At 65.5% G+C, this 26,179-nt stretch carries 22 protein-coding genes; 12 read left to right on the forward strand and 10 right to left on the reverse strand.

Annotated elements, in window-relative coordinates:
- Positions 1 to 541: 541 nt before the first annotated feature.
- Together ACLQI9_RS04455 and panB are read right to left on the reverse strand one after the other, a co-directional pair.
- A complete protein-coding gene (locus tag ACLQI9_RS04455; protein WP_442380695.1) occupies positions 542 to 2,038 on the reverse strand; it encodes a CYTH and CHAD domain-containing protein in 1,497 nt (498 codons plus the stop codon).
- Between the two features lie 60 nt (positions 2,039 to 2,098).
- Complete coding sequence (panB, locus tag ACLQI9_RS04460) at positions 2,099 to 2,929, reverse strand: 3-methyl-2-oxobutanoate hydroxymethyltransferase (RefSeq protein ID WP_442380693.1); 831 nt, start codon at positions 2,927 to 2,929, stop codon at positions 2,099 to 2,101.
- Between the two features lie 183 nt (positions 2,930 to 3,112).
- Here panB and ACLQI9_RS04465 point away from each other — a divergent pair, with 183 nt between their 5' ends.
- The 9 genes from ACLQI9_RS04465 (at position 3,113) to ACLQI9_RS04505 (ending at position 15,338) form a co-directional block, all read left to right on the forward strand.
- Positions 3,113 to 4,504, forward strand: coding sequence for a WS/DGAT/MGAT family O-acyltransferase (locus ACLQI9_RS04465; protein WP_442380691.1), 1,392 nt, complete (start codon positions 3,113 to 3,115; stop codon positions 4,502 to 4,504).
- A 44-nt stretch (positions 4,505 to 4,548) separates the two neighbouring features.
- Complete coding sequence (locus ACLQI9_RS04470) at positions 4,549 to 6,123, forward strand: alpha/beta hydrolase (RefSeq protein ID WP_442380690.1); 1,575 nt, start codon at positions 4,549 to 4,551, stop codon at positions 6,121 to 6,123.
- A 90-nt stretch (positions 6,124 to 6,213) separates the two neighbouring features.
- Positions 6,214 to 7,776, forward strand: a complete 1,563-nt coding sequence (locus ACLQI9_RS04475) for an alpha/beta hydrolase (RefSeq protein ID WP_442380701.1) — start codon at positions 6,214 to 6,216, stop codon at positions 7,774 to 7,776.
- A gap of 48 nt (positions 7,777 to 7,824) precedes the next feature.
- Complete coding sequence (locus ACLQI9_RS04480; protein ID WP_442380688.1) at positions 7,825 to 9,162, forward strand: glutamine synthetase family protein; 1,338 nt, start codon at positions 7,825 to 7,827, stop codon at positions 9,160 to 9,162.
- 85 nt (positions 9,163 to 9,247) lie between these two features.
- On the forward strand, positions 9,248 to 12,226 hold the full coding sequence (locus ACLQI9_RS04485) for a bifunctional [glutamine synthetase] adenylyltransferase/[glutamine synthetase]-adenylyl-L-tyrosine phosphorylase (protein ID WP_442391175.1): 2,979 nt from the start codon (positions 9,248 to 9,250) through the stop codon (positions 12,224 to 12,226).
- A gap of 122 nt (positions 12,227 to 12,348) precedes the next feature.
- On the forward strand, positions 12,349 to 12,960 hold the full coding sequence (locus ACLQI9_RS04490; RefSeq protein WP_442380699.1) for a PaaI family thioesterase: 612 nt from the start codon (positions 12,349 to 12,351) through the stop codon (positions 12,958 to 12,960).
- Positions 12,957 to 13,817, forward strand: a complete 861-nt coding sequence (locus tag ACLQI9_RS04495) for a TIGR03619 family F420-dependent LLM class oxidoreductase (RefSeq protein ID WP_442380684.1) — start codon at positions 12,957 to 12,959, stop codon at positions 13,815 to 13,817. Before ACLQI9_RS04490 ends, ACLQI9_RS04495 begins: the two co-directional genes overlap by 4 nt.
- 59 nt (positions 13,818 to 13,876) lie before the next feature.
- Positions 13,877 to 14,110, forward strand: a complete 234-nt coding sequence (locus tag ACLQI9_RS04500) for a hypothetical protein (RefSeq protein ID WP_442380683.1) — start codon at positions 13,877 to 13,879, stop codon at positions 14,108 to 14,110.
- 100 nt (positions 14,111 to 14,210) lie between these two features.
- On the forward strand, positions 14,211 to 15,338 hold the full coding sequence (locus ACLQI9_RS04505; RefSeq protein WP_442380681.1) for an epoxide hydrolase family protein: 1,128 nt from the start codon (positions 14,211 to 14,213) through the stop codon (positions 15,336 to 15,338).
- 8 nt (positions 15,339 to 15,346) lie between these two features.
- Here ACLQI9_RS04505 and ACLQI9_RS04510 read toward each other — a convergent pair whose 3' ends face one another.
- The 3 genes from ACLQI9_RS04510 to ACLQI9_RS04520 form a co-directional block, all read right to left on the reverse strand.
- Positions 15,347 to 15,811: a DoxX family protein gene (locus tag ACLQI9_RS04510; RefSeq protein ID WP_442380679.1), complete on the reverse strand. Its 465-nt coding sequence runs from the start codon at positions 15,809 to 15,811 to the stop codon at positions 15,347 to 15,349.
- A gap of 35 nt (positions 15,812 to 15,846) precedes the next feature.
- Positions 15,847 to 17,301 carry an aldehyde dehydrogenase family protein gene (locus tag ACLQI9_RS04515; RefSeq protein ID WP_442380677.1) on the reverse strand — a complete coding sequence of 485 codons (1,455 nt, stop codon included), beginning with the start codon at positions 17,299 to 17,301 and terminating at the stop codon, positions 15,847 to 15,849.
- 79 nt (positions 17,302 to 17,380) lie between these two features.
- Complete coding sequence (locus ACLQI9_RS04520; RefSeq protein ID WP_442380675.1) at positions 17,381 to 19,228, reverse strand: fatty acyl-AMP ligase; 1,848 nt, start codon at positions 19,226 to 19,228, stop codon at positions 17,381 to 17,383.
- Between the two features lie 123 nt (positions 19,229 to 19,351).
- Between ACLQI9_RS04520 and ACLQI9_RS04525 the strand changes: the two genes are divergently transcribed.
- Positions 19,352 to 19,585 (forward strand): hypothetical protein, encoded by a 234-nt coding sequence (locus ACLQI9_RS04525; RefSeq protein ID WP_442391177.1) that lies wholly within the window; start codon positions 19,352 to 19,354, stop codon positions 19,583 to 19,585.
- A gap of 6 nt (positions 19,586 to 19,591) precedes the next feature.
- On the opposite strand, the gene glnA is transcribed toward ACLQI9_RS04525, so the two are convergent.
- On the reverse strand, positions 19,592 to 21,028 hold the full coding sequence (gene glnA / locus ACLQI9_RS04530; RefSeq protein WP_442391180.1) for a type I glutamate--ammonia ligase: 1,437 nt from the start codon (positions 21,026 to 21,028) through the stop codon (positions 19,592 to 19,594).
- Positions 21,029 to 21,228: 200 nt separating this feature from the next.
- Here glnA and ACLQI9_RS04535 point away from each other — a divergent pair, with 200 nt between their 5' ends.
- Entirely contained in the window at positions 21,229 to 21,693 is a 465-nt protein-coding gene (locus ACLQI9_RS04535) for an RDD family protein (protein ID WP_442378133.1), read from the forward strand.
- A 105-nt stretch (positions 21,694 to 21,798) separates the two neighbouring features.
- Here ACLQI9_RS04535 and ACLQI9_RS04540 read toward each other — a convergent pair whose 3' ends face one another.
- From ACLQI9_RS04540 to lipB, 3 genes are read right to left on the reverse strand one after another with little or no spacing between them, the layout of a single operon-like run.
- A complete protein-coding gene (locus ACLQI9_RS04540) occupies positions 21,799 to 22,551 on the reverse strand; it encodes a DUF4191 domain-containing protein (protein WP_442378134.1) in 753 nt (250 codons plus the stop codon).
- Between the two features lie 26 nt (positions 22,552 to 22,577).
- Entirely contained in the window at positions 22,578 to 23,525 is a 948-nt protein-coding gene (gene lipA / locus ACLQI9_RS04545; protein WP_442378135.1) for a lipoyl synthase, read from the reverse strand.
- Entirely contained in the window at positions 23,522 to 24,220 is a 699-nt protein-coding gene (lipB, locus tag ACLQI9_RS04550; RefSeq protein WP_442378136.1) for a lipoyl(octanoyl) transferase LipB, read from the reverse strand. The genes lipA and lipB overlap by 4 nt, the downstream gene beginning before the upstream one ends.
- 113 nt (positions 24,221 to 24,333) lie before the next feature.
- Here lipB and ACLQI9_RS04555 point away from each other — a divergent pair, with 113 nt between their 5' ends.
- Positions 24,334 to 25,215 carry a TIGR03854 family LLM class F420-dependent oxidoreductase gene (locus ACLQI9_RS04555; RefSeq protein ID WP_442378137.1) on the forward strand — a complete coding sequence of 294 codons (882 nt, stop codon included), beginning with the start codon at positions 24,334 to 24,336 and terminating at the stop codon, positions 25,213 to 25,215.
- A gap of 42 nt (positions 25,216 to 25,257) precedes the next feature.
- On the opposite strand, the gene ACLQI9_RS04560 is transcribed toward ACLQI9_RS04555, so the two are convergent.
- Complete coding sequence (locus ACLQI9_RS04560; protein WP_442378138.1) at positions 25,258 to 26,166, reverse strand: TIGR01777 family oxidoreductase; 909 nt, start codon at positions 26,164 to 26,166, stop codon at positions 25,258 to 25,260.
- Between the last annotated feature and the right edge of the window lie 13 nt (positions 26,167 to 26,179).

Here is a 26,179-nt window from a genome sequence, read left to right on the forward strand (position 1 = left end):
CCTGCAGCGTCGAAGAAGAAGCGCCCGGCATTATTCGGCACCGAAAGTGCCCATACGGCAATGGGATTCAAGGATACCGGTAATGCCGCATATTCGAGCCCGTCGTATTCGAGTGGTTCGGCTGAATTTGGGATGGATGTCGCTGACGCACCCCGGAAGCCAGCACTAAGCGCGCCGATCCCTCGAGATTCTGCGCATCATTCCACGTTGCAAATAATGATCCAGTAGAGGCGGTGGAAGTCGTCCAGTTGGCCGACTTATTACTGCGAATTGTGCGGCGCGCGGAAGCGCGCAACGCCCGTTGACGATCCAGCCCGGTCCGAGGAGACAACGAGGCGGCCCGAATACCTACTCAGACGCGGACTAGGGCGAGTTCGGTTCCGTCCGCAGTCCGTCCGCAGCAGATTTAGCGACGCCCATTACTGGCCAACACAACCAACGCCGTGACCTGGGCATATTCAGCGCTACCAACACAGCTCGAAGTGCTAAACGCCCAGATAACAATCACCGGCTTACAGGCCAGCTCGCCCGCCCTGCCGGCTCAGCTCGACAGCTTGCGCACCGATTTAAAGAGCTTGCGCAGCGCTGGCCGGAGGTGCTGGCGGCGTTCGTGCGCCAAGTCGTTCTCCTGCTGGTAGAGCAGCCCATAGGTGAATGTGTCCTCGCCTGCGGCGTGTGCGGCCTCGGCCTGCTGCAGTAGGTGCGCGCGGCTGACCACGCTGTCCTGGTGGTCTCCGAGCAACGACTGTATTTTTTTCGCCCGCTTCGATACCTTCGTCGCGCCCGTCGCCGCAGCTGTGTAGCGAAGTCGCTTGGCACGCTTGCGAATTCGGTGTATCGCGTCGTCGCGATCTTGGTCGCCAGCCCGTTGTGCGGCCTTGGCGGCCTTGTGCACCTTCTTGCTGGCGGCGGTCACCGGGTCGGGCTCCTGTTCGGCTGGCGGGGCTTTCGCGACCACCGCCTCCAAGGCGTCGAGCAGACGGAAATACCGCGGTGAGCGCAACGAGGCCAAAGAATGCCGTAACCCGGTCCGACAGCGTTCTTCGGCGCCGTCGATCAATCGTTCCCGGACGGGTCCGCGGACCAGCTCCGGCGGCAAGCCGTCCAGGGCACTGCGATAGTGCCCCGCAAGTACTTCGGCGTCGCGGGCTTCGCCCAACACATTGGCCAGCTCGCGCAGCTCGTCGAGGAGGTCATCGGGCAGAGCGAACGAATTGGGCGACGCTTGTAGCAGGCTGCGGATCTTGCGGGTCGTCACCCGCATCTGGTGCACGGCGTCGTCGGCCTCGGCGCGCACCGCGCGGTCCCACACCAGCAGCTCGTCGAGCTGCTCGGCGACTGCCCGATGTAGCGGGTCGGCGGTGCGGGCAGCCAGGTCGTTCGGAGTCGTGCCGAGCACCCGCGCCAGCTTGGAGCCGTGTCCTGCGGGCGCCGCACCGGCGCCAAGCAGTCGATCGCCTAGCTTGGCCATCAGCTCGGTGTTCGCCGCGGGCTGAGCGAGTTCGAGCTCCCACTCCCGCCACCGCTGCTCGACTTCGGGTGCATTGGGGGTGGCGGCCCTCGACGCGGTGACATGGTCGTCGGCGAATTCAGCCAGCACCGCGTCGTCGGCGCCGTAGAGCTCGTGGACATACCGAGTGGTGGTTATCCGCGCGACCGGCCTCAGTGGGCGGTTCCGAACAATTGCCAGCACCACGTCCACCAGCTGGGTCGGCACTTCTTCCTGGATGTCTTCCTCGCTGTCGTTCGCGGTATCCAGCGGTGCGCGAACCTCGGTGCGGGCGTCGGGTCCGGCCGGCAGCTTCAGGTGCCAACCGGCATCGACGCCGCCGGTGCGACGGCGCAACGTGATTCGTCTGGACGCCAGATCACGCGCCGGCGTGTCGAAGTACACGGCGTCCAGTGACTGAGTCGGGAGCCGCTCGACCCGGAGAATGTCGGCCAGACCGCCGAATGATGGCGAGCTCGTGGACTCGCCGACGTCGAACTTGCGCTCTACCTCTAGATAACGCGACGGACTCGGGGCGTTGTCAGGCATCGTCGCTTCTAGTGAATCCTCTGTCGCATGTTTCTTTAGCGTTCCCCAAGAACCGGCGTTTTAAAAGCTGTGTTCGTCGGCGGGAAACGTCCCAGCGGCCACTTCCTCCGCGTACTGGGTTGCCGCGCGGTGCAATTCGCCCGCGACGTCGCCGAACCGCTTGACGAACCGGGCCGTCTTGCCGCTGGTGAGCCCGGCCATGTCCTGCCAAACCAGCACTTGGGCGTCGCAATTGGGTCCGGCGCCGATGCCGACAGTGGGAATGGTCAGCTTGCCGGTGATCTGGGTGGCAAGCTCGGCCGGCACCATCTCCATGACGACGGAGAACGCACCGGCCTCGGCAACGGCGATCGCGTCGGCGATGGTCTGTTCGGCGGCGTCACCGCGGCCCTGCACCCGGAAACCGCCCAGGGCGTTGACGCTTTGCGGGGTGAAGCCGATATGGGCCATCACCGGAATACCGGCGGCGGTCAGGGTAGCGATCTGCTCAGCGACTCGTTCGCCGCCTTCCAGCTTGACCGCATGCGCGCCGGCTTCCTTCATGAATCGAGTCGCGGCGCTGAGCGCGGCGGCTGGTCCGGCCTCGTAGCTACCGAACGGCAAGTCGGCCACCACCAGAGCGTGTGGTGCGCCCCGCACCACGCCGCGCACCAGCGGAATCAGCTCGTCGATCGAGATCGGCACCGTGGTGTCATAGCCGTAGACGACGTTGGCGGCCGAGTCGCCGACCAGCAGTACCGGGATGCCCGCTTCGTCGAAGATTCGGGCGGTTGAATAGTCGTAAGCCGTCAGCATGGCCCACTTGTGGCCTTCGGCCTTCATCTTCTGCAGGTGATGGACACGGACCTTGGTCCGCGGTGCGGTAGCGCCGTAAACAGCGTGCTCAGACATCATTGTCCCTAGTTCTGGTGGGGTCGATCCTCGTGGCCCTGCGGGTCCCCGGGTTCGTCTGACGGTGCCAGTCTGCCACCTGTCGCCGCGGAAGTGCACATCCGCTCCAGTGGACTTCCTCACACCAAGACCCATCGCAACCATTCCCGCTCCGCCGTCCGGTCCCAGACATACCATCGGCGCATGCAGCGGCTTAGCGGGCTCGACGCCAGTTTTCTGTACTTGGAGACCCAATCGCAGCCGCTACATGTCTGTTCGATTCTCGATCTCGACACGTCCACGATGCCGGGCGGCTACACCTTTGATCGGCTCCGCGACGAGTTGGCGGTCCGGATCAAGGCCATGCCGCAGTTCCGCGAGAAGCTCGCGGACAGCCCGCTGAACCTCGATCATCCGGTCTGGGTGGACGACAACAACTTCGACGTGAGTCGGCATCTGCACCGCATCGGCCTGCCGCCACCCGGTGGGCGGAACGAGCTGTCCGAGATCTGCGGTCATATCGCCTCTTTGCCGCTGGACCGCACGCGGCCGTTGTGGGAGATGTGGGTCATCGAAGGGGTCGCCGGCACCGATGCCCAGCAAGGTGGCCGTCTGGCGGTGATGACCAAAGTGCATCACGCGTGCGTCGACGGTGTGACCGGTGCAAATTTGATGTCGCAGCTGTGCAGTACCGAAGCCGACGCACCGCCACCCGAACCGGTAGAGGGAGTCGGCGACGCCAATCAACTCCAGATCGCGGTCACCGGTTTTGCGAAGTTCGCATCCCGGCCGCTGCACCTGGCCAATGTGCTGCCGAAAACCGTGGAGTCGGTGGTCAAGACAGTGCTGCGGGCGCGTAGCGGGCTGACGATGGCTGCTCCGTTCGCGGCGCCACCGACGACCTTCAACGCCAGCATCACCGCACACCGCAACGTCGCCTACGCGCAACTGGATCTCGACGACGTCAAGACCGTCAAGAGCCATTTCGACGTCAAGGTCAACGACGTGGTGATGGCGCTGGTGTCCGGCGTGCTGCGGCAATTTTTGCTCGACCGTGGTGAGCTGCCGGATTCGTCGTTGGTGGCGATGGTGCCGGTATCGGTACACGGACGGTCCGATCGCCCTGGGCGCAACCAGGTTTCGGGAATGTTCTCCCGGTTGGAAACCCAGATCGCTGACCCGGCTGAGCGGCTCAAGTCCATCGCTGAAGCGAATTCGGTTGCCAAGGAACATAGTTCGGCGATCAGCGCCTCACTGCTGCAGGACTGGTCGCAGTTCGCCGCACCGGCGGTGTTCGGTATGGCGATGCGGGCCTACGCCCGCACCAGCCTGACCAAGAGCCGGCCGGTGCACAACCTGGTGGTTTCCAACGTGCCGGGTCCGCAGACGTCGCTGTATCTGCTGGGCAACGAGGTCAAGGCGATGTATCCGCTGGGTCCGATCTTCCACGGCTCGGGTCTGAACGTCACCGTGATGTCGTTGAACGGCAAACTGGACGTGGGCCTCATCGCCTGCCGGGAGCTGGTGCCGGACCTGTGGGAGTTGGCCGACGACTTCGCGGTCGGGGTGGAAGAACTGCTGCTCGCGACCCGGTAGAGCGCCCGGTTGCCGGGGCCATGCGTCAGCGCATGGCAGCATAGGTGGGCATGGGGATCCCTCGCCGCGGCAAGATCGCGCGCACGATGCTGATCTGGACCGCGATGGCAGTCGTCGTGGCGACTGTGGCCAGTTGCACCCACATCGTCAGTGGTCGTGCGGTGCTGTCTGGGCCAAGAATCGGTCAGCCGGTGGAGTGGGGACCGTGTCGTGTCACCGGCGGCGGCGGTACCTCGGTGATCAAGCTCCCAGGGGGTGCCGAGTGCGGCAAGCTTGCCGTACCCGTCGACTACCGGCGCCCCGACGGTGATGCCACGACACTGGCACTGATCAAGTTTCCGGCGACTCGAAACAAAATCGGGTCGCTGCTCATCAATCCCGGCGGACCCGGCGAGTCCGGCATCGAGGCTGCCTTGGGCCTTCTGCAGTCGATGTCGCCGCGGGTTCGAGAGCGGTTCGACCTGGTCGGGTTTGATCCACGCGGGGTGGCGGCTTCGCGGCCGGCGATTTGGTGCAACTCCGACGCCGACAACGACCGGCTGCGCACCTTGCCGCAGGTCGACTACAGCCCGGCGGGGGTGGCGCAGATTGAAGCCGAGACCAAGGCCTTCGTCCGCCGTTGCGTCGACAAGATGGGCAAGAAATTTCTCGCGAACGTCGGAACTGTCAGCGTCGCCCGGGATATGGACGCCATCCGCGAGGCATTGGGCGACAGCAAGCTGACATTCTTGGGCTACTCGTATGGCACCCGAATCGGCGCTGCTTATGCCGAGGCCTACCCGAAGAACGTCCGCGCGATGATCCTGGACGGTGCGGTGGACCCGAATGCCGACTCCATCGAAGCAGATCTGCGGCAAGCCAAGGGCTTTCAGGACGCGTTCAACGACTATGCGAAAGACTGCGCCAAGTCTCCGAACTGTCCGCTGGGCACCGACCCGGCCAAAGCCGTTGACGCGTACCACAGCTTGGTCAACCCGCTCGTCGACAAGAACAACCCCCTGATCGGCAGGCCGGCACGCACCACAGATCCACGCGGCCTGAGCTACAGCGACGCCATCGTGGGCACAATCATGGCGCTGTACTCGCCGACCTTCTGGCATCACTTGACCGAGGGATTGACCGAGCTGGCCGGCCACCGCGGCGATACCCTGCTTGAGCTGGCCGACCTGTACATGCGCCGCGACAAGCACGGTCATTACACCGACGCCACCGATGCCAGGGTGGCGATCAACTGCGTCGACGAGCCGCCGGTCAAGGATCGCGCCAAGGTCACCGACGAAGACCGCCGCTCGCGCCAGGTTGCACCGTTCATGAGCTACGGGAACTTCACCGGCGACGCCCCATTGGGCACCTGTGCGTTCTGGCCGGTGCCGCCGACCAGTAAGCCGCACGCCATCTCTGCTCCCGGTCTGGCGCCGACCCTGGTGGTGTCGACCACCGGGGACCCGGCGACGCCGTATCAAGCCGGCGTCGACTTGGCGAATGAGCTGCACGGTTCGCTACTCACCTTCCACGGCACCCAGCACACGGTGGTCTTCCAGGGCAACAGCTGTGTCGACGACTATGCGACGGCATACCTCGTCGGCGGCGCGGTGCCGGCGAATGGCGCGAAATGTTAGGCGCGCGCAAGAGATAACGGGCGCGCAGGAGATAACGAGACCAAGGTGTGACCATTGGGGATCATTACCCGTGGCCGATGCGTGGGACGATTGGCAGCCATGTGGCGCATGAGACGGTTGTTCTGTGCGTTGCTTTCGTTGGGGTTCCCGATAGTGGCAGCCGTGGCAACGACGCCGTTAGCAAGCGCGACGCCGGAATCCGATGCCGGCCCAACGCCGAGTTCGGCGGTGCCGCAGCCGTCGTCGGCGCCGCAATTGAGTTGGGGCAGCTGCGGACTGTTACTCAGTCACCCCGACGACGTTCCCAGCGCGCAGTGCACCACCGTTCCGGTCCCCGTCGACTACGGCAACCCGGGTGGCGCCCAAGCTGAGCTCGCGGTAATCCGAATTCCGGCGACTGGTCCGCGGATCGGAGCGCTGCTGGTCAATCCTGGTGGGCCCGGGGCCTCGGCGGTCGACATGGTCGCCGCGCTGGGAGCACAGCTGGCGGACTCCGAGATCAGCCGCCGCTTCGATCTGGTGGGATTCGACCCCCGCGGCGTCGGCCACTCCACGCCGGCGCTGCGTTGCCAGACCGACGCGGATTTCGACGCCTACCGGCGCGAACCGATGGTCGACTACAGCCCGGCGGGCGTGGCACACATCGAAGAGGTGTATCGGCAGCTGGCCCAGCGTTGCCTCACCCGGAATGGGCCGGCGTTCTTGGAGAACATCGGGACAGCGTCCGTCGCACGTGACATGGACGTGGTGCGGCAGGCGCTGGGCGACGACCAAATCAACTATCTCGGATTCAGCTACGGCACGGAATTGGGGACCGCCTACGTCGAGCGGTTCGGCGAGCACGTTCGGGCGATGGTGTTGGACGGTGCGATCGACCCGAGCGTGGGCCCGATCGACGAGAACATCAACCAGCAGGCCGGGTTTCAGACGGCGTTCAACGATTACGCGGCGGATTGCGCTCGCTCGTCGGACTGCCCGCTGGGCAACGACCCCAACCAATGGGGCAACCGCTTCCACCAGCTGGTCGACCCGCTGGTGAGCAAACCCGCCCGGACGTCGGATCCACGCGGACTGAGTTATGCAGACGCGACCATGGGCACCATCAACGCGCTCTACACGCCGCAGTTCTGGAAATTCCTGACCAGCGGACTGCTCGGTCTGACGCGAGGTACCGATCCCGGTGACCTGCTGATGCTGGCCGACGAATATTACGGCCGCAACGACAAAGGGCACTACGACAACTCGCAGGACGCGTTCAACTCGGTCCGCTGCGTCGACGCACCCGCGCCGAAAGACCCAGCGGCCTGGGTGGACGCCGACCGCCGGATGCGCCAAGTCGCGCCGTTCCTGTCCTACGGACAGTTCACCGGGTATGCGCCGCGTGACCTGTGCGCGCTGTGGCCGGTGCCCGCGACGTCGTCGCCGGCACCGGCAGCGCCGGTTGCTCCGGGCAAAGTCGTTGTCGTGTCCACCACCCACGACCCGGCCACCCCCTATCAGGCCGGGGTGGACCTGGCGCGCGAGCTCGGCGCCCCGCTGATCACCTATGAGGGCACACAACACACCGTGGTGTTCAACGGTGACCAATGCGTCGACAACGCGGTGACTAGCTACCTGGTCGACGGGGTCGCACCAGGAAACTTACGGTGCTAGGTCGCAGCGGTAACACAGATTTAACGGTCGATGCATACTGTTCAAGTCATGGATCGACAAAAGGAATTCGTGCTCCGCACGCTGGAGGAACGGGATATCCGGTTCGTCCGGTTGTGGTTTACCGATGTGCTCGGTTTCCTTAAGTCGGTCGCGATCGCGCCGGCCGAGCTTGAGGGCGCCTTCGAGGAAGGCATCGGCTTCGACGGATCGTCCATCGAGGGGTTTGCCCGGGTCTCGGAGTCCGACACCGTGGCTCATCCCGACCCGTCGACCTTCCAGGTGCTGCCCTGGACGACCCGTTCCGGCCACCACCATTCGGCGCGGATGTTTTGTGACATCACGATGCCCGACGGCTCGCCGTCGTGGGCCGACCCGCGGCACGTGCTGCGGCGCCAGCTGGGCAAAGCCAACGACCTCGGCTTCTCGTGCTACGTGCATCCCGAGATCGAGTTCTTCCTGCTGGAACCCGGTCCGGAGGACGGGTCGATGCCCGTTCCGGCCGACAACGCCGGCTACTTCGACCAGGCGGTGCATACCGCCTCTAACTTTCGCCGTCATGCGATTGACGCCCTGGAATTCATGGGCATCTCGGTGGAGTTCAGCCACCATGAAGGCGCGCCCGGTCAGCAAGAGATCGATTTGCGCTTCGCGGACGCGCTGTCGATGGCCGACAACGTCATGACGTTCCGCTATGTCATCAAAGAGGTCGCGCTGGAAGAGGGGATGCGGGCGACGTTTATGCCCAAGCCATTCGGGGAGTACCCCGGCTCGGCCATGCATACCCATATGAGCCTGTTCGAAGGCGAGGTCAACGCATTCCACAGCCCCGACGATCCGTTGCAACTCTCCGATGTTGCCAAGTCGTTCATCGCCGGGATCCTCGAGCACGCAAGCGAGATCAGTGCGGTTACCAACCAATGGGTCAACTCCTACAAGCGGCTGGTGCTGGGCGGTGAGGCACCCACCGCGGCGTCGTGGGGGGCAGCCAACCGGTCGGCGTTGGTCCGTATTCCGATGTACAGCCCACACAAGACCTCTTCGCGACGTATCGAGGTGCGTAGCCCCGACTCGGCCTGTAACCCCTACCTGGCGTTCGCCGTGCTGCTGGCGGCCGGGCTGCGCGGCGTGGAGAAGAACTACGTCTTGGGCCCGCAAGCAGAAGACAACGTCTGGGACCTCACGCCCGAGGAACGCCGCGCGATGGGCTACCGCGAGCTGCCGACCGGCCTGGATGAAGCGCTTCGCGCCATGGAGAGCTCCGAGCTCGTCGCAGAAGCTTTGGGAGAGCATGTTTTCGACTTCTTCCTGCGCAACAAGCACACGGAGTGGGCGAATTACCGCAGACACGTAACGCCGTTCGAGCTGAAGACTTATTTGTCTCTATAACCGTCTCTATAACCGTTCCCTATAGGTTTCTTTGCAGCGCTGGCTGAAGGGCATAGCCAAGTCCCAGGGGATCTGCGCTACCGTCGTGGACGTGAAGCAACCCGTGACGGAGCGGCCGAAAATTCCCAGCCTCGGTCGGCTCGGGTTGGTCGACGAGCGTGCGGGCGCCAACTTGGCGAAGCTCGGCTGGAATACCGAAGCGCATGTCGGCCTGCTGTGGTCACTGTCGCGCGCACCGGATGCCGACGCTGCACTGTGCGCGATGGTCCGGTTGGTCGAAGCGCTCGGTGACGACTGGGACGAGCTCAATGCGGCACTGGCCAGCGACCGCGGCCTGCGCGGCCGGCTGTTCGCCGTGCTCGGGTCGTCGCTCGCTTTGGGAGATCACCTGGTCGCCAATCCGCAGGCGTGGCATCTGCTGCGGGGCAACGTCAAGCTGCCGTCCGCCGAGCAATTGCGGGACGCCTTCACCGAGTGTGTCGCGGAATCGTCAAGTAGCCCAGGCTCGATGGTGTCGCGGCTACGCATCCTCTACCGCAACCGGGTGCTGGTGCTGGCCGCGCTGGACTTGGCGCCGACAGTCGAAAACGAGCCGGTGCTGTCCTTCAGCGCCGTCGGCGCCCACTTGACCGACATCGCGGACGCCGCATTGACGGGTGCCCTAACCCTGGCCGAGGCCACCGTCTGCGGCGACGCCACACCACCCCTGCTGGCGGTCATCGCGATGGGCAAATGCGGGGCCCGCGAGCTGAACTACGTCAGCGACGTCGACGTGATCTTCGTCGCCGAGCACGCCGACGCGGTATCCACCCGGGTGGCCGGCGAGATGATGCGGCTGGCGTCGGAGGCCTTTTTCCAGGTGGACGCCGCGCTGCGCCCGGAGGGCCGCCACGGCGAGCTGGTTCGCACCCTGGACTCGCATATCGCCTATTACCAGCAGTGGGCCAAGACCTGGGAGTTTCAGGCGCTGCTGAAAGCCCGGCCGGCCGTCGGCGACGCCGAGTTGGGGAAGCGATACATAGCCGCGTTGATGCCGATGGTGTGGACCGCATGCGAGCGTGAACACTTCGTCAGCGAGGTTCAGGCGATGCGGCGGCGGGTCGAGCAGCTGGTGCCGGCCGATGTCCGAAGTCGCGAGATCAAACTCGGCAGCGGCGGCCTGCGTGACGTCGAGTTCGCGGTGCAGCTGCTGCAACTGGTGCAGGGTCGCACCGACGAGTCGCTGCATGTGGCGTCCACGGTGGACGCGCTGGCCGCACTCGGGGCCGGTGGCTACGTCGGGCGGGACGACACGGCCAACCTGACCGCCTCCTACGAGTTCCTTCGGCTGTTGGAACACCGGCTGCAGTTGCAGCGCCTCAAACGCACCCATATGTTGCCGGCCTTCGACGACGACGAGGCGCTGCGCTGGTTGGCGCGTGCGGCCCACGTCCGGCCCGACGGGAGCCACGACGCGCTCGGGGTGCTGCGCGAAGAGCTGAAACGCCACAACCTGCGGGTGTCGCGGCTACACGCCAAGCTGTTCTATCAACCGCTGCTGGAATCGCTCGCGCCGGAAGGCCTGGAGTTCTCCCACGGCATGACGCCCGCCGCCGCAGAGCGCCAGCTGGCCGCCCTTGGCTACGACGCTCCGCAGAGCGCGCTGACCCACCTGTCCGCGCTGATCAACCAGAGCGGCCGTCGCGGTCGCGTGCAATCGGTGCTGCTGCCCCGGCTGTTGGACTGGTTGTCCGACAACCCTGACCCGGACAGCGGGCTACTGGCCTACCGCCGGATCAGCGAAGTGATGATCGTGCACCGCTGGTACTTGTCCACGCTGCGGGACAAGCCGGCGGTAGCCAAGCGGCTGATGCATGTGCTCGGCACCTCGGCGTACGTGCCGGACCTGCTGATGCGGGCACCGGAGATCATTCAGCAATACGGCGATGGGCCGTCCGGGCCGAAGCTACTGGATGTCGACCCCGAGACGGTGGCCGGTGCGTTGGTGGCCTCGGCGGGCCGGCAAACCGACCCGGTCCGCGCCATCGCCGTCGCCCGCTCGCTGCGTCGGCGTGAGCTGGCCCGGGTCGCCTCAGCCGATCTGCTCGGGATGCTCGAGGTCACCGAAGTCTGCGCCGCGCTTACCTCGGTGTGGGTCGCGGTGCTGCAGGCCGCCCTGAACGCGGTGATCCGCGCCAACCTTCCCGATGGGGGTGGCGCCCCGGCTGCCATTGCGGTGATCGGGATGGGCCGGCTCGGCGGCCGCGAGCTGGGCTACGGATCCGACGCCGACGTGCTGTTCGTCTGCGAATCGGCCGCGGGCGTTGAGGATTCGGCGGCGGTGCGCTGGGCGGCGTCGGTGGCCGAGCAGGTTCGGGCGCTGTTGGGCACCGCAAGCGCGGATCCGCCGTTGGAGATCGACGCCAACCTGCGGCCCGAGGGCCGCAGTGGTCCACTGGTCCGCACGCTGGCGTCATACGCCGCTTACTACGACCAATGGGCGCAGCCCTGGGAAATCCAGGCGTTGCTCCGGGCGGACGCGATCGCCGGTGACGCCGATCTCGGCCAGCGATTCCTGCTGATGGCCGACAAGACGCGTTACCCCGACGGTGGTGTGTCCGCAGAGGCGGTTCTCGAAATCCGGCGCATGAAGGCCCGGGTGGACTCCGAGCGGCTACCGCGCGGCGCCGACCCTGCGACCCACACCAAGCTCGGGCGTGGAGGCCTGGCTGACATCGAGTGGACGGTGCAGCTGCTCCAGCTGCGATATGCCGACGAGATCCAGGCCCTGCACAACACCTCCACGCTGGAGAGCCTGGACGCCATCGTCGCGGCCGATTTGATCTCCGCCGAGGACGCCGACCTGCTGCGGCAGGCCTGGCTGACGGTGACTCGGGCTCGCAACGCGCTGGTACTGGTTCGGGGTAAGGCGACCGACCAGCTACCGGGACCCGGACGCCAGCTCAACACCGTCGCGGTCGCTGCCGGTTGGGAAAAGAACGGCGACGGCGGCGAATTCCTGGACAACTACCTACGGGTGACCCGCCGCGCAAAAGCTGTCGTGCACAAAGTGTTCGACGAATGAGCCAGCCCCGGCTGCACTCCGCCGCGCACCTCGGTGTTAGTAAAGACGGATAGGCCGGCTAGTCCAGTACGCCCGCCACTAGCGTCAGGAGGCGGGTTTCGGTGGAGATACCTCACGAGGTGATGAGCGCCGACGAGCACGACCGGCTCGCCGGGCTGTACGGTCCGCTGACCGACGCGGTGCGCGAGCTCATCGACGCCACCGTTCGCACCGAGGCCGACCAGGACGCCGTCAGCATCGCGCGGACCGCGATCCAGGCGGCGACGAAGGCCTTGCGCAGCAGGCAGCGTGATGACGTGCAGGTGGTGCGCTATGCGGTCGGCGGGCGGCCCGTGGTCTGGAGCAACGCGGTGATCGGCCTGCGCAACCCGCTCGCCCCGCCGCTGACCATCCACCACGAGGGTGACGGCAGCCGGTGCTGGAGCGAGTTCAGCCTCGGCGCTGTCTTCGAGGGCCCGCCCGGATTGGTGCACGGCGGCGTGTGTGCGTTGATGCTCGACCACGTACTCGGCGAAGCTGCGAGTCAGGGCCTGACCAAACCGCTGTTCACCGGAACCCTCACCCTGCGATTTGTGCGCGGCACTCCGTTGGGCAGACTTCGCGCCGAAGCTGGCGTCGAGCGCACCGAAGGAGTCAAATCCTTTGTGTCCGGCCATCTTTCCGACGCCGAGGGCATCACCGTCGAAGCGGAAGGAATTTTCATCAGGCCGGTGTGGGCGCGGGACGCCGGATGAAGTTCTACATCAGCAGCGCATACCTGAATACCCGAGAGATCGTGGAGGTCGCAAAGGCCGCCGACGACCTGGGTTACGACGGCATCGGGATCCCCGACCACATCGTCAACCTGGAGACCCTGGGCACCCCGTACCCCTACACCAAAGACGGGCAGCGACGCTGGCCGCCGTTCACCGAGTGGCCTGACCCGTGGGTGCTGGTCGGCGCGCTTGCCCAGGTCACGACGCGACTGAGATTCGTCACCACGGTCTATATCCCGGCGATGCGCAACCCCTATTCGGCGGCGAAAGCCATCGGCACCGCGGCGTATCTGGCCGACGGGCGGGTGGAGCTCGGTGTTGGCGTCGGCTGGTGCGCCGACGAGTTCGAATTGATGCAGCAGCACTTCGCGGACCGGGGTAAACGCACCGACGAGATGCTCGAGCTGATGCGGGCGCTGTGGTCGCCGGACTGGACGGAGTTCGACGGCGCGTTCTATCAGACTCCGAGATTGGAGATGGAGCCGACGCCACCGCGGATACCGGTCTATGTCGGCGGGCTCAGTGAGACCGCGCTGCGCCGCGCGGCCCGCCACGACGGCTGGATCGGCGACCTGATCAAGACCGACCGCGCGATCGCGGCCGCAGCCCGGTTGCGTGAGCTTCGGGTCGAAAATGGTTTGGCCATGGATGATTTCACTATCCTCACACCGTTGACCGACGCCATCACCGTCGCCGACTACCAGCGCGCTGAGGATGCCGGCATCACCGGCATCCTCACCATGCCGTGGATGTTCTACGCCGGACCGGATGCCACGCTGGCCGAGAAGGTGGACGGCATGAAGAAGTTCCGCAAGGACCTCGCGCTCGACGGGTGAGGCGGCCGGTGGTAGTGAAACCGTTCCGTCGCCCGCTGGTTTGGCATAACGTGTCTGGGGTGGAGTTACACGGAAACCCCGAATTAGTGCCGGTAGAGGCATTGCGCTCAGGTGACCCAATAACCGATGTCCACGGTGGCGGCCAGCATTACACAGTCCTCGAGTCGAAGGCTTTCGACGAGAGCTGCGTGGTCCTCGAGCTCGAGTCGAAAGCCAACGACCAGCTTCGAGTGATCGAGATGTCCTTCCCGGCCGGCTACTACATGGGCCGGTCGCCTCGGCGCATTCTCTGACGCCGCGGCGTCGGCGGATTCTGGGCTAACGTCGGGTCTGCGGGATCATCTGCCCGCCCGCTGACACCTGGCGCACACCGTTGCCTGCACTATGAACGGTATGTCCGAACTCAAGCCGTTTCGCATCGATGTCCCATCCGAAGTTCTCGATGATCTGCAGGCCCGCTTGGCGCACACCCGCTGGCCGGAAGCCGAGTGTGTCGATGACTGGAGCCAGGGCATACCCCTGGCCTACACCCGTGAACTGGCGGCGTACTGGGCTGACGGTTACGACTGGCGGTCGCGCGAAGCCGCGTTGAACCGATTCGATCAGTTCACCACCGAGATCGACGGCCTCGATATTCATTTCATTCACCAGCGATCGCCGCATGAGGACGCTTTGCCGTTGGTGATCACCCATGGCTGGCCGGGATCGATCGTGGAGTTTCAGAAGGTGATCGAGCCGCTGGTCAATCCGGCGTCGGGACGCGCCGAGGATGCCTTCCATGTGGTGTGCCCGTCGCTTCCCGGGTACGGGTTCTCGGGCAAGCCCGCTCGGACCGGATGGGGCGTCGAGAAGATCGCGCGGGCCTGGGACACGCTCATGTCCCGGCTTGGCTATGACCACTACGGCGCACAGGGTGGCGACTGGGGCGCGGCCGTCACGACGCAAATCGGCCGCAACCGTGGCCACTGCATCGCGATCCATCTGAACATGCCGATCGCCAGGCCTGGGAAGGATTCCGGCGGGCAGCTCACCGAGGACGAGCAACAAGCGCTGGTGGAATTCGTCGAGCACCGCAAATGGGGAACCGGCTATTCCAAGCAGCAATCCACCCGGCCACAGACGCTGGGTTATGGGCTCGTCGACTCGCCGATGGGACAACTGGCCTGGATCGTCGAGAAGTTCTGGGCGTGGACGGACTGCGACGGGCATCCCGAAAACGCGCTCAGCCGCGATGAACTGCTCGACAACGTGATGGTTTATTGGACCACCGGCAGCGGCGCATCCTCAGCGCGCCTTTACTGGGAGAGCTTCAACGACTTCGCCACGGATGGCCGTGTCGACCTACCCACCGGTGTCGCCGCATTTCCCAAGGAGATCCTGCGCACCCCGCGACGCTGGTGTGAAGTCGCCTACAACATCACGCACTGGTCGACGATGCCGCGCGGTGGGCACTTCGCGGCATTCGAGCAGCCGGATCTATTCGTCGACGACGTCCGCGCGTTCTTCGCGACGGTCCGGTAAGTGCCGAATCAGCGGCGGAGGGGTCTGCGATTTCGTCGCCAGCCCGTCCGCCGAGGTGCGCCTGCCGAGCGCCAGCGACCGCGCCGGGTGTCCAGGGCGTAGGGGCCGCCGCCGGCGAAGATCAACAGCAAGAAGCCGAAGCAGTACAGTACCGCCAGCTCACCGCCGTTGGTGATCGGGAAGAATCCGTGCGGCAGGTGCTGGGTGAAGTAGGCGAACGCCATCTCGCCGCATGCAATGAACGCCGCAGGCCGGGTGAACAGGCCGGCAATGATCAGCAGGCTGGTGACCAGTTCGATCCATCCAGCGTAGTAGTACGGCCATTCGCCGACAGCGGCCTTGTGTGCGGCGTCAGGCCAACCGAACACCTTGGTCAGGCCCTGGCAGAGGAATAGCAGCCCAATCACCACTCGGAAAACCGTCAGTGCGATCGGCCAATACGAATTGAGCCGTGCCTCCAGATTGTGAGCCATGCGCCGACGATACGGCCTTCGACGCGTCTACGTGGTTAAAGCTGGGCCCAGACCGATTTCGTCTTCAGGTAAGCCTCGATACCCTCGCGACCGAACTCGTGGCCCCAACCGGACTGCTTGTAACCGCCGAACGGCACGGTGTGGTCGAAGACCAATTGGCAGTTCAGCGTTACGGTTCCGGCCTCCAGCCGCTTCGCCAGACGATGGGCGCGGCTGAGGTTATTCGTCCAGGCTGTCGCGGCCAGACCATAGGTAGTGTCGTTGGCCATCGTCACCGCTTCGTCATCGTCGTCGAACGGCAGGACCGTGACCACCGGCCCGAAGATCTCCTGCTGGTACAGCCGCATCCCGCGGTCGACATTCGTGAGCACGGTCGGGTGGACGAAGTAGCCCTTCCGGTCGAGCCGGTGCCCGCCGGTGACCACCTCGACGCCATCGGTGCGTCCTTCGTCGATGAAGCCCATGACGCGAGTGAGCTGCTTTTGACTGATCAGCGGCCCGCTGACGCAGCCCTCTTCCTTGGGGCCGCCCAGCTTGATCGAATTCGCCACCAGTGCAATGCCTTCCACAACCTGGTCGTAGACACCGCGCTGCACGAAGACGCGTGATCCGCACACGCAGCCCTGGCCGGAATGCACGAAAATAGCCATCGACGCCATCGGTATGGCCTTGCGCAGATCGGCGTCGGCGTAGATCAGTACCGGCGACTTGCCGCCGAGTTCCAGCATGACCTTCTTCAGGTTGCCGGCCGAGGCCCGCACGATCTCCTTACCGATCTCGGTCGACCCGGTGAAGGCGACCTTCTCGACGTCCGGATGCGCGGTGATCGCCGCGCCCGCGGTGTGGCCGTAGCCGGTCAGCAGATTCACGACGCCGTCCGGGACACCTGCCTCGGCGATGAGCTTGTCGAGGAGAAATGCCGAAAGTGGCGTCTCTTCAGCGGGTTTGACCAGTATGCTGCAGCCCGCGGCGAGCGCCGGCGCAAGCTTGGCGCTCGCGTTGAAGATCGGGCCGTTCCAGGGGAAGATCAGCCCAACCACCCCGAAGGGCTCCTTGAGGGTGTAGGCGTGCATGTCGACATAGGTGTCTGACGCAATGCCGCTGGTTTTCACGTCATACGCGCTGCCGTTGAGCTTGGTGCACCAACCGGCGTAGTAGCGGAAGAACTCCGCGCACGTCGGAATCTGCAACTGTGCCTGCATTAACGGCATGCCGGTGTTGAGCGAGTCGAGCTCGGCGAACTCATCGGCATGCTGGTCGATCAGATCGGCGATGCGCCACATCACCTTGGCCCGCTCGCGACCGGGCAGCTGAGACCAGACGCCAGACTCGAAGGCAGCCTTCGCCCGCGCGACGGCCTCGTCGACCGCTGCTTCTCCGCAGTCGGTGAATTCGGTGATCTGCTCTTCGGTTACGGGATCGATGACCGGAATGACCTCCCCCGCGCCGGGGCGCTTGCGCATGTCGTCCAGAACCGTCTGCAGCGTCATCTGATCCCTTCCTTCGCTTAGATGCTGAGCACCTGCTTAGCATTGTTGGCGCTGCGTGGTCAAGATCGGTGCGCCTCGACTAGCGCACGCCCAGTTCGCCGTTGAGGTACTGGGAACGGCAGGCCCGGCGGGCCAGCTTGCCGCTGGTAGTGCGGGGGATAGCGCCAGCCGGCAGCAAAAGCACATCGCCGACGCGCAGGCGGTGTCGCTGCAACACCGCCTGCCTGATCGCGTCAATCGCCGGTTGCGGATCGACACGGCTGGTGCCCGCGGCACGCTCGGCAACGATCACCAGGACTTCACGGCCCGGCGATTCGTTGGCCGGCACGGAGAACGCCGTCGCGTAGCCACGACGTACCACCGGCGAGGCCTCGGCGGCGGTGGCCTCGATATCCTGCGGATAGTGGTCACGGCCATCGATGGTCACCAGGTCCGCGATCCGGCCGGTGACGTAGAGTTCACCGTCGAGATAGACACCGAGGTCGCCGGTCCGCAGCCAGGCGCGGTGGACGGTCGAGCCCTCAGCGTGGCTGCCTTGCCCGAGCCGCGATCCCAATTCGGCGCCGAACGTCGCGCGGGTCTCGTCGGGCAGCCCCCAGTAGCCCCGACCAATGTTGTTGCCTAGCAACCAGATTTCGCCAACTTCACCATCTGGCAGTTCGTTGCCGGTATCAGGGTTGACGATCACGGCCCACAGACTGCGGGCCACCTGGCCGCACGACACCTGCGGCACGGCGTTCGGGGAATCCGCCGCGACGCGAACCGCATGGCCGGTGCTCAGTTCTTCGCGATCGAAATACGCGACCGTCGCCTCAGCGCCCGGGCTGATGGTCGCGACGAGCAGCGTCGCCTCCGCGATGCCGTACGAGGGCTTGAACGCTGTGCGCGGTAACCCATAGGGCGCAAACGCTTTGTTGAATGTCCTGATCGCATCGATGCTGACCGGTTCGGAACCGATGATCATCACGACGTTGCTGAGATCGATGTCGTCGCCTTGCGCGGGCAGGCCACGCTGCGCGGCCCACTCGTAGGCGAAGTTCGGCGCGGCGGTGACGACACGGCCTTCTCGCGAGCCGGTGGACAACGCATGAATCCACCGCTGTGGCCTTCGGACGAACGCCGTCGGCGACATCAGCGTGGAGTGTCCGCCGTACACCGCCGGGAAACCGATCATCGACAAACCCATATCGTGGTAGAGCGGTAACCAACTGACGCCCTGGGTGTTTCGGTCCAGTAAGTCGATCGACAGGATCATCTGTACCAGGTTGGTACCGACCGCACGATGGGTGACTTCCACGCCGACCGGCGGCCGGGTTGAGCCCGAGGTGTACTGCAGGTGGGAAACGTCGTCCATGCCGAGTTCGGTGGGGACGAACTGTTCTCCCGCAGCATCCGGGATCTGATCGATGACGACGACGTGCGGTCGGCGGCGATGGGAAAGGTTGGTCAAGAAGGTCTCGACCGCCTGTTTTGCCGCCGTTGTGGTGAGGACGACCGTGGGCTCCGAGTCGCGAAGCGCCGTATTGAGACGTTCGGCGTGCCCGGGCAATTCGGGAGCGAACAACGGCACCGCGATGGTTCCCGCCTTGATCGCCGCATAGAAACCCGCAACGTAGTCGATGCCCTGCGGCGCGAGGATCGCAACCCGCTCGCCGCGACCTGAGACTTGTTGCACGCGCGCACCGATGGCTTGCAGCCTCGCTCCGAACTGGGTCCAGGTCACTTCGTCGGTGTGCACGTCGGCTGCGCGGGCGTAGTCCAGGTAGCGATACGCCGTCGCCTCGCCGACCTTGGCGATGTTGCGGTCGATCAGAGAGATCAGCGTGACGCCCGGGGGCAATGCGACGCCGCCCTCGGCGTCCAGGCAGTCTTCGATCTGGAGCAGTCCGAGACCACCCGTGTGTTCTTGCCCGGAACCGCAATCCATAACCGAAAGTCTAGGCGCGCATCGGATAGCCTCGGCCGGCCCGGGATGCGACGCTTGGTCGGTGGATCGGACCGAGAATCTTGTGCGCGAGAACGTTCGCCGAGCGATTGAAGTCATGACGGCGTGGACCGGCGACCCCGGCAACCAGTTCACCTGGAGCAGAACGTCACCGACGAACCGGATGGAGCCATGAAGCTACTGATGGGCTTTGTGACCCTCGGCGGTGAACTGCTCCTCGGGCTGGAAAAAGCGACCGGCAAAGAAGCGTCGTGGCATCTTGAGCAGGTCGCGGCGAAGTACGTATATCCACATCGCCGCGTGTGCGGCCGGGGCCACGCCCCAGCCGCCGACAGTTAGCCCGCGTTACACGTCGTAGTAGAGCGCGAACTCGTAGGGGTGCGGCCGGATCTGGACCGGCAGGATCTCGTTCTCGCGCTTGAAGCTGATCCACGTCTCGATCAGGTCGGGCGTGAAAACGCCTCCCTCGGTGAGGTATTCGTGGTCTGCCTCGAGGCGGTCGATCACCGCGGACAGCTGGGTAGGAGCCTGCGGGATATTCGCGGCCTCTTCCGGCGGCAGCTCGTAGAGGTCCTTGTCCACCGGTGTCTGCGGCTCGATCTTGTTCTTGATGCCATCCAGGCCCGCCATCAGCATGGCCGAGAACGCCAGATACGGGTTGCCCGACGAGTCGGGGCAACGGAACTCCAGCCGCTTGGCCTTCGGGTTGCTGCCGGTGATTGGGATGCGCACGCACGCCGAGCGGTTGCGCTGGCTGTAGACCAGGTTGATCGGGGCCTCGAAGCCGGGAACCAACCGCTTGTAGGAGTTCGTCGTCGGGTTGGTGAAGGCCAGCAGCGACGGCGCATGGTGCAGCAGGCCGCCGATGTAGTGGCGGGCGGTGTCCGAAAGACCGGCGTAGCCCGTCTCGTCGTACATCAGCGGGCTGCCGTCTTTCCACAACGACTGGTGGCAGTGCATACCGGAGCCGTTGTCGCCGAACAGCGGCTTGGGCATGAACGTGACGGTCTTGCCCTCGGCCCACGCGGTGTTCTTGACGATGTACTTGTAGAGCTGCAGGTCGTCGGCCGCGTGCAACAGCGTGTTGAACTTGTAGTTGATCTCGGCCTGACCGCCGGTACCCACCTCATGGTGGCCCTTCTCCAGGCTGAAGCCGGCCGTGATCAGGTTTTGGAGCATCTTGTCGCGCAGGTCGACGTAGTGGTCGACCGGAGCAACCGGGAAATAGCCACCCTTGGGGCGGACCTTGTAACCGCGGTTGGGGCTGCCGTCACTCTCGGACGGCTCACCGGTGTTCCACCAACCCGAGATCGCGTCCACCTCGTAGAACGAGCCGTTGGTGCGCGAGTCGAAGCTGACCGAGTCGAAGATGTAGAACTCGGCCTCGGCGCCGAAGTACGCCGCGTCGGCGATGCCGGTGCTGACCAAGTAGTTCTCGGCCTTGCGGGCGATGTTGCGCGGGTCGCGCGAGTACGGCTCGAGGGTGAACGGGTCGTGCACGAAGAAGTTGAGGTTCAGCGTCTTGGCTTGGCGGAACAGGTCGATCTGGGCGGTGTCCGGGTCGGGTAGCAGCAGCATGTCGGATTCGTGGATCGCCTGGAAGCCGCGAATCGACGAGCCGTCGAAGGCGATCCCGTTCTCAAATATGTCCGCGTCGAAAAATGAGATCGGAATTGTGAAGTGCTGCATGATGCCCGGCAAGTCACAGAACTGGACGTCGACGAATTCGACGTGCTCGTCCTTGGCGAGTTTGATGATGTCATCGGCCGTTTTTTCGGACACCGAAGCGCTCTCCTTTGCTGCGAGCTTCGAATCTACTGCGGTCACTGAAGGGGCTCTCCTTTACGTGGCTGTAACTGATCGCCCGACCAGACGCTATAGGACGCGGTGTTGCCTTGGGGTCAACCCTGCGTTGCACCGACGTTACGCGACAGCGCGGATCGGCGCCGGGTCTGGGCGGATCTCACCTTATTGTGGGGGTTATGGCCCGCAGCAACCGACCCTGGCTATCTGGTCAGGAGCCAGCCGAATCGGGGCAGCCGCAGGGATATCCGGGTGAGACGCTCGGCCTGCCCGAGCGCGGGCCGGGTTCGCTGGCCCGCCTGGGCCGCCGGTTGGCGGCGCTGTTCGTCGATTGGTTGCTCGCGTACGGCATCGCTGCGCTCGGTATGACGCTCGGGCTCATCTCCGTGCAAGTGCTGTCCTCGGCGGTGTTGGCGGTCTGGTTGGTGCTCGGAGCGCTCGCCGTCCGGTTGTTCGAGTTCACGCCTGGCCAGTTCGCCCTGGGAATGCAGGTGGCGTCCGTCGACGACCGATTGCACGTCGGCTTAGGCCGCGCCGCGGTGCGCGGGGTGATGATCGCACTCGTCATACCCGCACTGTTCGTCGACGTCGACGGCCGCGGGATGCAGGACCGCCTGACCGGCACCGCCCTGGTGCGGCGCTGACTGTGATTGCCCGGCTTCTCCTCATCGCGCTGCGCGTCCCCCTCGCCGCTGCGCGGCTGGGGGTGCCCCCACTGCATCGTCGCCGCGCTGATTCTGATTGCCGAACTAGCGGCGGCGGACCGTGCGCTGGACGCCGCGCATTTTGGCGGTGCCGGGCAGCGGGCCCTTGGGCATAGCGGCCGTCCCGGCCCGGGAACCCAGCGCGCTGAGCCGCGATTCCAACGAGTCCATCTGCTTGGCGGTGATGTTGGCGGGCAGCCGGGTGAGGTGGCGCTCGAGCTTTGCCAGTGGAACTTCTCCGTCACCGTTGCCGATGATGACGTCGTAGATCGGGACATCGCCGACCAGTCGGGCGGTGCGTTTCTTCTCCTGGGCAAGCAGCGGTTTGAGCCGCGCCGGCGACCCCTCGGCGACCAGGATGACCCCGGGTCGGCCGATCACCCGGTGCACGGCGTCGAAATGGCCGGTGGCCGCCACACCAGGGGTGACGCGCCATTTGCCGCGCAGGTTGTCCAGCGCCCAGGCGGCGGCGCCGGTTTGGCCCTCGGCCTTGTGGTACACCGACCGCTGCGCACGCCGACCGAAAATGATGAAAGCCACCAACACGCCCAGCACCACGCCCAGCGGGATCATCGTGACCATGGTGAACCCGCCGGACCACACTCCGACCGCCACTGACACCCCCACGATCAGCACGAACGCACCGATCATGTACGGCAGCAGCCGCTTGTCCTCTTGGCGCTGGATGTTGAACGCCTGCCAGAGTTGACTACGTCGCTCTTTGGCGGCCGCCTTGCGGGCCGCTTTCGCTTCGGCTCTGGCGGCCTTGGTCGCGTTGGCATTACGGAGTCTCGCCATAACCGCCAAGAATACGGAAGTCCGGCTCAGCGCGGAGGCCCGGTGCGCGTCTCCTGCCTCCGCATGCTGGCCTGCTGGTAGAGCCGCCCGGCACGGTATGACGAACGCACCAGGGGCCCGGCCAGCACCCCGGCAAATCCCAGGTGCTCGGCGTAGTCCGAATGCTCGACGAACTGTTCGGGCGTGACCCAGCGCTCGACCGGATGATGCCGCGCCGACGGGCGCAGGTATTGGGTGATGGTGACGATGTCGCACCCGGCTTCACACAGATCGGCCAGCGCGGTGCGTACCTCCTCCTGCGACTCGCCGAGCCCGAGAATCAGGTTGCTTTTGGTGACCAACCCGAACTCCCGCGCCGCGGTGAGCACGCCGAGGCTGCGCCGATAGGAGAACGCCGGGCGAATTCGCTTGAAGATGCGCGGCACGGTTTCGACGTTGTGGGCCAACACTTCCGGCTGCGACTCGAAGACCTGCCGCAGCCGGTCCGGTTCGCCGTTGAAATCGGGGATCAACAGCTCGACACCGGTGGACGGATTGAGCCTCTTGATCGCGCGCACGGTCTCGGCATACAGCCATGCGCCACCATCGGGCAGGTCGTCGCGGGCCACCCCGGTGACGGTGGAATACCGCAGGCTCATCGCCTGGACACTCTCGGCCACCCGTCGTGGTTCGTCGCGGTCTAAGGGGGCGGGCTTACCGGTGTCGATCTGGCAGAAGTCACAACGGCGGGTGCACACCTCACCGCCGATCAGGAAGGTGGCTTCGCGGTCTTCCCAACATTCGTAGATGTTGGGGCAGCCGGCCTCCTCACAGACGGTGTGCAGACCCTCACGCCGGACCAGGCTTTTCAGCTCGGTGTACTCGGGCCCCATCCGCAGCCGGGTCCTGATCCACGGCGGCTTGCGCTCGATCGGTGTCTCCGCGTTGCGCACTTCCAGACGCAGCAGCTTCCGACCTTCGGGAGTGACGGTCACGACCTCGATGCTACGCGGGCCGGGGTTGGCTCCCAGTGAACCGCGAGCCGGCCGTCCAGGGCGTCGCACACCGCGTCGGCCACCGCCGAGCGGACGTCGTCGACACCGACCCGGCGGTCCAGTTCGGCCGATAGCGACGTCACCCCGGCGTCGGTGATGCCGCACGGGACGATGCTTTCGAACGCGTGCAGGTCGCAGTCGCAGTTGAGCGCAAACCCGTGCAGCGCCGTCGCCCGCGAGACCCGCACGCCGATGGCGGCGACTTTGCGCGCAGGCCTACCGCCGCCGGCCGGCAACCACACGCCGGAACGGCCGTCGACGCGGCCCACTTCCAAACCCAGCCCGGTGCAGACTTTGATCAGCGATTCCTCAATGCGCCGAACGTAATTCACCACATCGAGCGGTTCGGCCAGGCCGACGATCGGATAGCCGACGAGCTGCCCGGGGCCGTGCCAGGTGATCTTGCCGCCCCGGTCGGTGTCGATCACCGGCGTGCCGTCCGATGGTCGTTCTTGCTCGCACGTGCGGCGTCCGGCGGTGTAGACCGACGGGTGTTCGAGCAATAGCAGCGTGTCGGTGCCGCCCGCGACCCGGGCGTTGGCCAGCTCCCGCTGCAGCTGCCACGCCACTTGGTAGTCGACCGTGCCGAGCTGGCGGACATCGACAGGGACGGTGCTCGAGCGAATGGAGCTCACGTCCGTGACGGTACTCCCGATTGATCCGCCGCACCTTCCGGGCGCATGGGCACAAATCGGCCTGCGGCCGCGTTGAGATCGGCACGCGCGCAACAACGTGAAGGGAGACGCCCGTGAAGGTTCGCTTCGGGGTCGGGCTCGGTGCGCAGACCGGTCCCGGTCAGCTCGCCGACATCGTTGATCACTTGGAGGCCAGCGGGATCGACTCGCTGTGGTTCTCGGAGTTGGTGTACTCGCCTGCGGTGGATCCGGTGGTCGGTATGGCCTACGCGCTGGCCCGGACAGAACGCTTGAAGGTGGGCACTTCAGTGGCGGTGCTGCCGGGGCGCCATCCGGTGCTGGTGGCCAAGCAGCTGGCGTCGCTGGCGGCCCTCGCGCCGAGGCGGGTTCTCCCCGTGTTCGGGTTGCGTTCGGCGATCGCGGCCGAGCGTGAGGTGTTCGTCGTCCCCGATGGTGAGCGCGCCGCCGTATTCGATGAGTCGCTGCGGGTGTTGCGCGCAGCGCTGGTCGAGGATTCGGTCGGCCACCGCGGCAAGTACTTCACGGTGAGCGCGTCGGCGGTGGCACCGCGGCCGGTGCCTCCGCTTGACATCTGGTTGGGCGGTTCGGCGCCGGCTGCGTTCCGGCGTATTGGCACGTTCGCCGATGGCTGGTTGGGCAGTTTCCTCACGCCGCCCGAGGCGCGGGCGGGGCGCGAGGCGATCGAACATGCCGCCGCGCAGGCTGGTCGGCACATCGAACCCGATCACTTCGGCATCTCGTTGGCCGTCGCCGACGGTGAGTTGACGGGCGAGCTGGCAGCAGCTGCCCGCCGGCGCCGCCCGGATCTCGATCCCGGCGAGCTGATAGCCGTCGGCTGGGACCAACTGCACCGCCAACTCGATGCGTACCTCGATGCGGGGCTGACTAAATTCGTCATACGACCGGCGGGTCAAGGATCAATCGACGGCTTCATCGATCGGTTCGTGGCTGAACTGATCGACCGGCAGAACTGACAGCGGCCGGAAGCCGTCGCAACGACCCGGTCGGTTAGGCGCCTAGGCGACGGCAAGCCTGGCAGTGGCGTACCGCAGCGCCTCACCGACGGTCTTGTGGTGGAACTCAAAGCCACTGTGTTCCAGCACAGCCGGGATCGCACGTTGCCCGCTCAACAGGCCCTCGTCGGCGAACTCGCCGAGCGCGGCGCGCACCGCGAAACCCGGCATCAACAGCGGGGTGGGCCGGTTTACCGCTCGGCCCAGTGCGGTGGTGAACTCGGCATTGGTGACGGGCGCCGGCCCGGTGAGGTTAACCGGGCCGGAGAGCCGGCTGTCGGAGATCGCGAACTGCAGCGCCCGGACCTCGTCCTCAAGGCTGATCCACGACATGTACTGGCGGCCGTTACCCAAGCGTGCACCAAGGCCGACCGAGAACAGCGGCCGCAACCGGCGCAGCGCACCGCCCGCAGAGGCCAAAACCAGTCCGGTGCGGGCCAGCACCACGCGGGTGCCGGCGTGCTGGGCTGGTGCGGTGGCCGCTTCCCAGTCTTTACACAGCTGTGCAAGGAAACCCGTTCCCGCCGAATCGGTTTCGGCGACCGCTCGGTCTTTGCTGTCGCCGTAGTAGCCGACTGCGCTGGCATTGATCAGCACCCCGACACCGGCGTCGGCGACCGCCGTGGACAGCACTTCAGTTGGCGTGATGCGGCTGTCGCGCAGGTTTTGCTTGAAAGCCCCCGACCAGCGCCGCTGTCCGATATTGATGCCGCACAGGTTGACCACCGCGTCGACTCCGCTCAACGCGCCGGCGTCGAATTCGCCGCTGTCGGGATCCCAGTGCAGCTCACCGGCATTCGCCGGCGCGCGGCGCACGATCCGCAGAACCCGATGGTCTGCCGTACGCAGCGCCGTTACCAGCGCCGAGCCGATCAGCCCGGATGAGCCTGCAATGGCGACGGTGGCGGTCACGCTTCAAGCCCTG

The sequence above is a fragment of the Mycobacterium sp. genome (assembly GCF_052143115.1).
Lineage (GTDB): Bacteria > Actinomycetota > Actinomycetes > Mycobacteriales > Mycobacteriaceae > Mycobacterium.

Coding starts and splice junctions, on each gene's coding strand:
- ACLQI9_RS04455 (WP_442380695.1), bottom strand. CDS start 2,038: ATGCCTGACAACGCCCCGAGTCCGTCGCGTTATCTAGAGGTAGAGCGC.
- panB (WP_442380693.1), bottom strand. CDS start 2,929: ATGTCTGAGCACGCTGTTTACGGCGCTACCGCACCGCGGACCAAGGTC.
- ACLQI9_RS04465 (WP_442380691.1), top strand. CDS start 3,113: ATGCAGCGGCTTAGCGGGCTCGACGCCAGTTTTCTGTACTTGGAGACC.
- ACLQI9_RS04480 (WP_442380688.1), top strand. CDS start 7,825: ATGGATCGACAAAAGGAATTCGTGCTCCGCACGCTGGAGGAACGGGAT.
- ACLQI9_RS04490 (WP_442380699.1), top strand. CDS start 12,349: ATGAGCGCCGACGAGCACGACCGGCTCGCCGGGCTGTACGGTCCGCTG.
- ACLQI9_RS04495 (WP_442380684.1), top strand. CDS start 12,957: ATGAAGTTCTACATCAGCAGCGCATACCTGAATACCCGAGAGATCGTG.
- ACLQI9_RS04505 (WP_442380681.1), top strand. CDS start 14,211: ATGTCCGAACTCAAGCCGTTTCGCATCGATGTCCCATCCGAAGTTCTC.
- ACLQI9_RS04510 (WP_442380679.1), bottom strand. CDS start 15,811: ATGGCTCACAATCTGGAGGCACGGCTCAATTCGTATTGGCCGATCGCA.
- ACLQI9_RS04515 (WP_442380677.1), bottom strand. CDS start 17,301: ATGACGCTGCAGACGGTTCTGGACGACATGCGCAAGCGCCCCGGCGCG.
- ACLQI9_RS04520 (WP_442380675.1), bottom strand. CDS start 19,228: ATGGATTGCGGTTCCGGGCAAGAACACACGGGTGGTCTCGGACTGCTC.
- ACLQI9_RS04535 (WP_442378133.1), top strand. CDS start 21,229: ATGGCCCGCAGCAACCGACCCTGGCTATCTGGTCAGGAGCCAGCCGAA.
- ACLQI9_RS04540 (WP_442378134.1), bottom strand. CDS start 22,551: ATGGCGAGACTCCGTAATGCCAACGCGACCAAGGCCGCCAGAGCCGAA.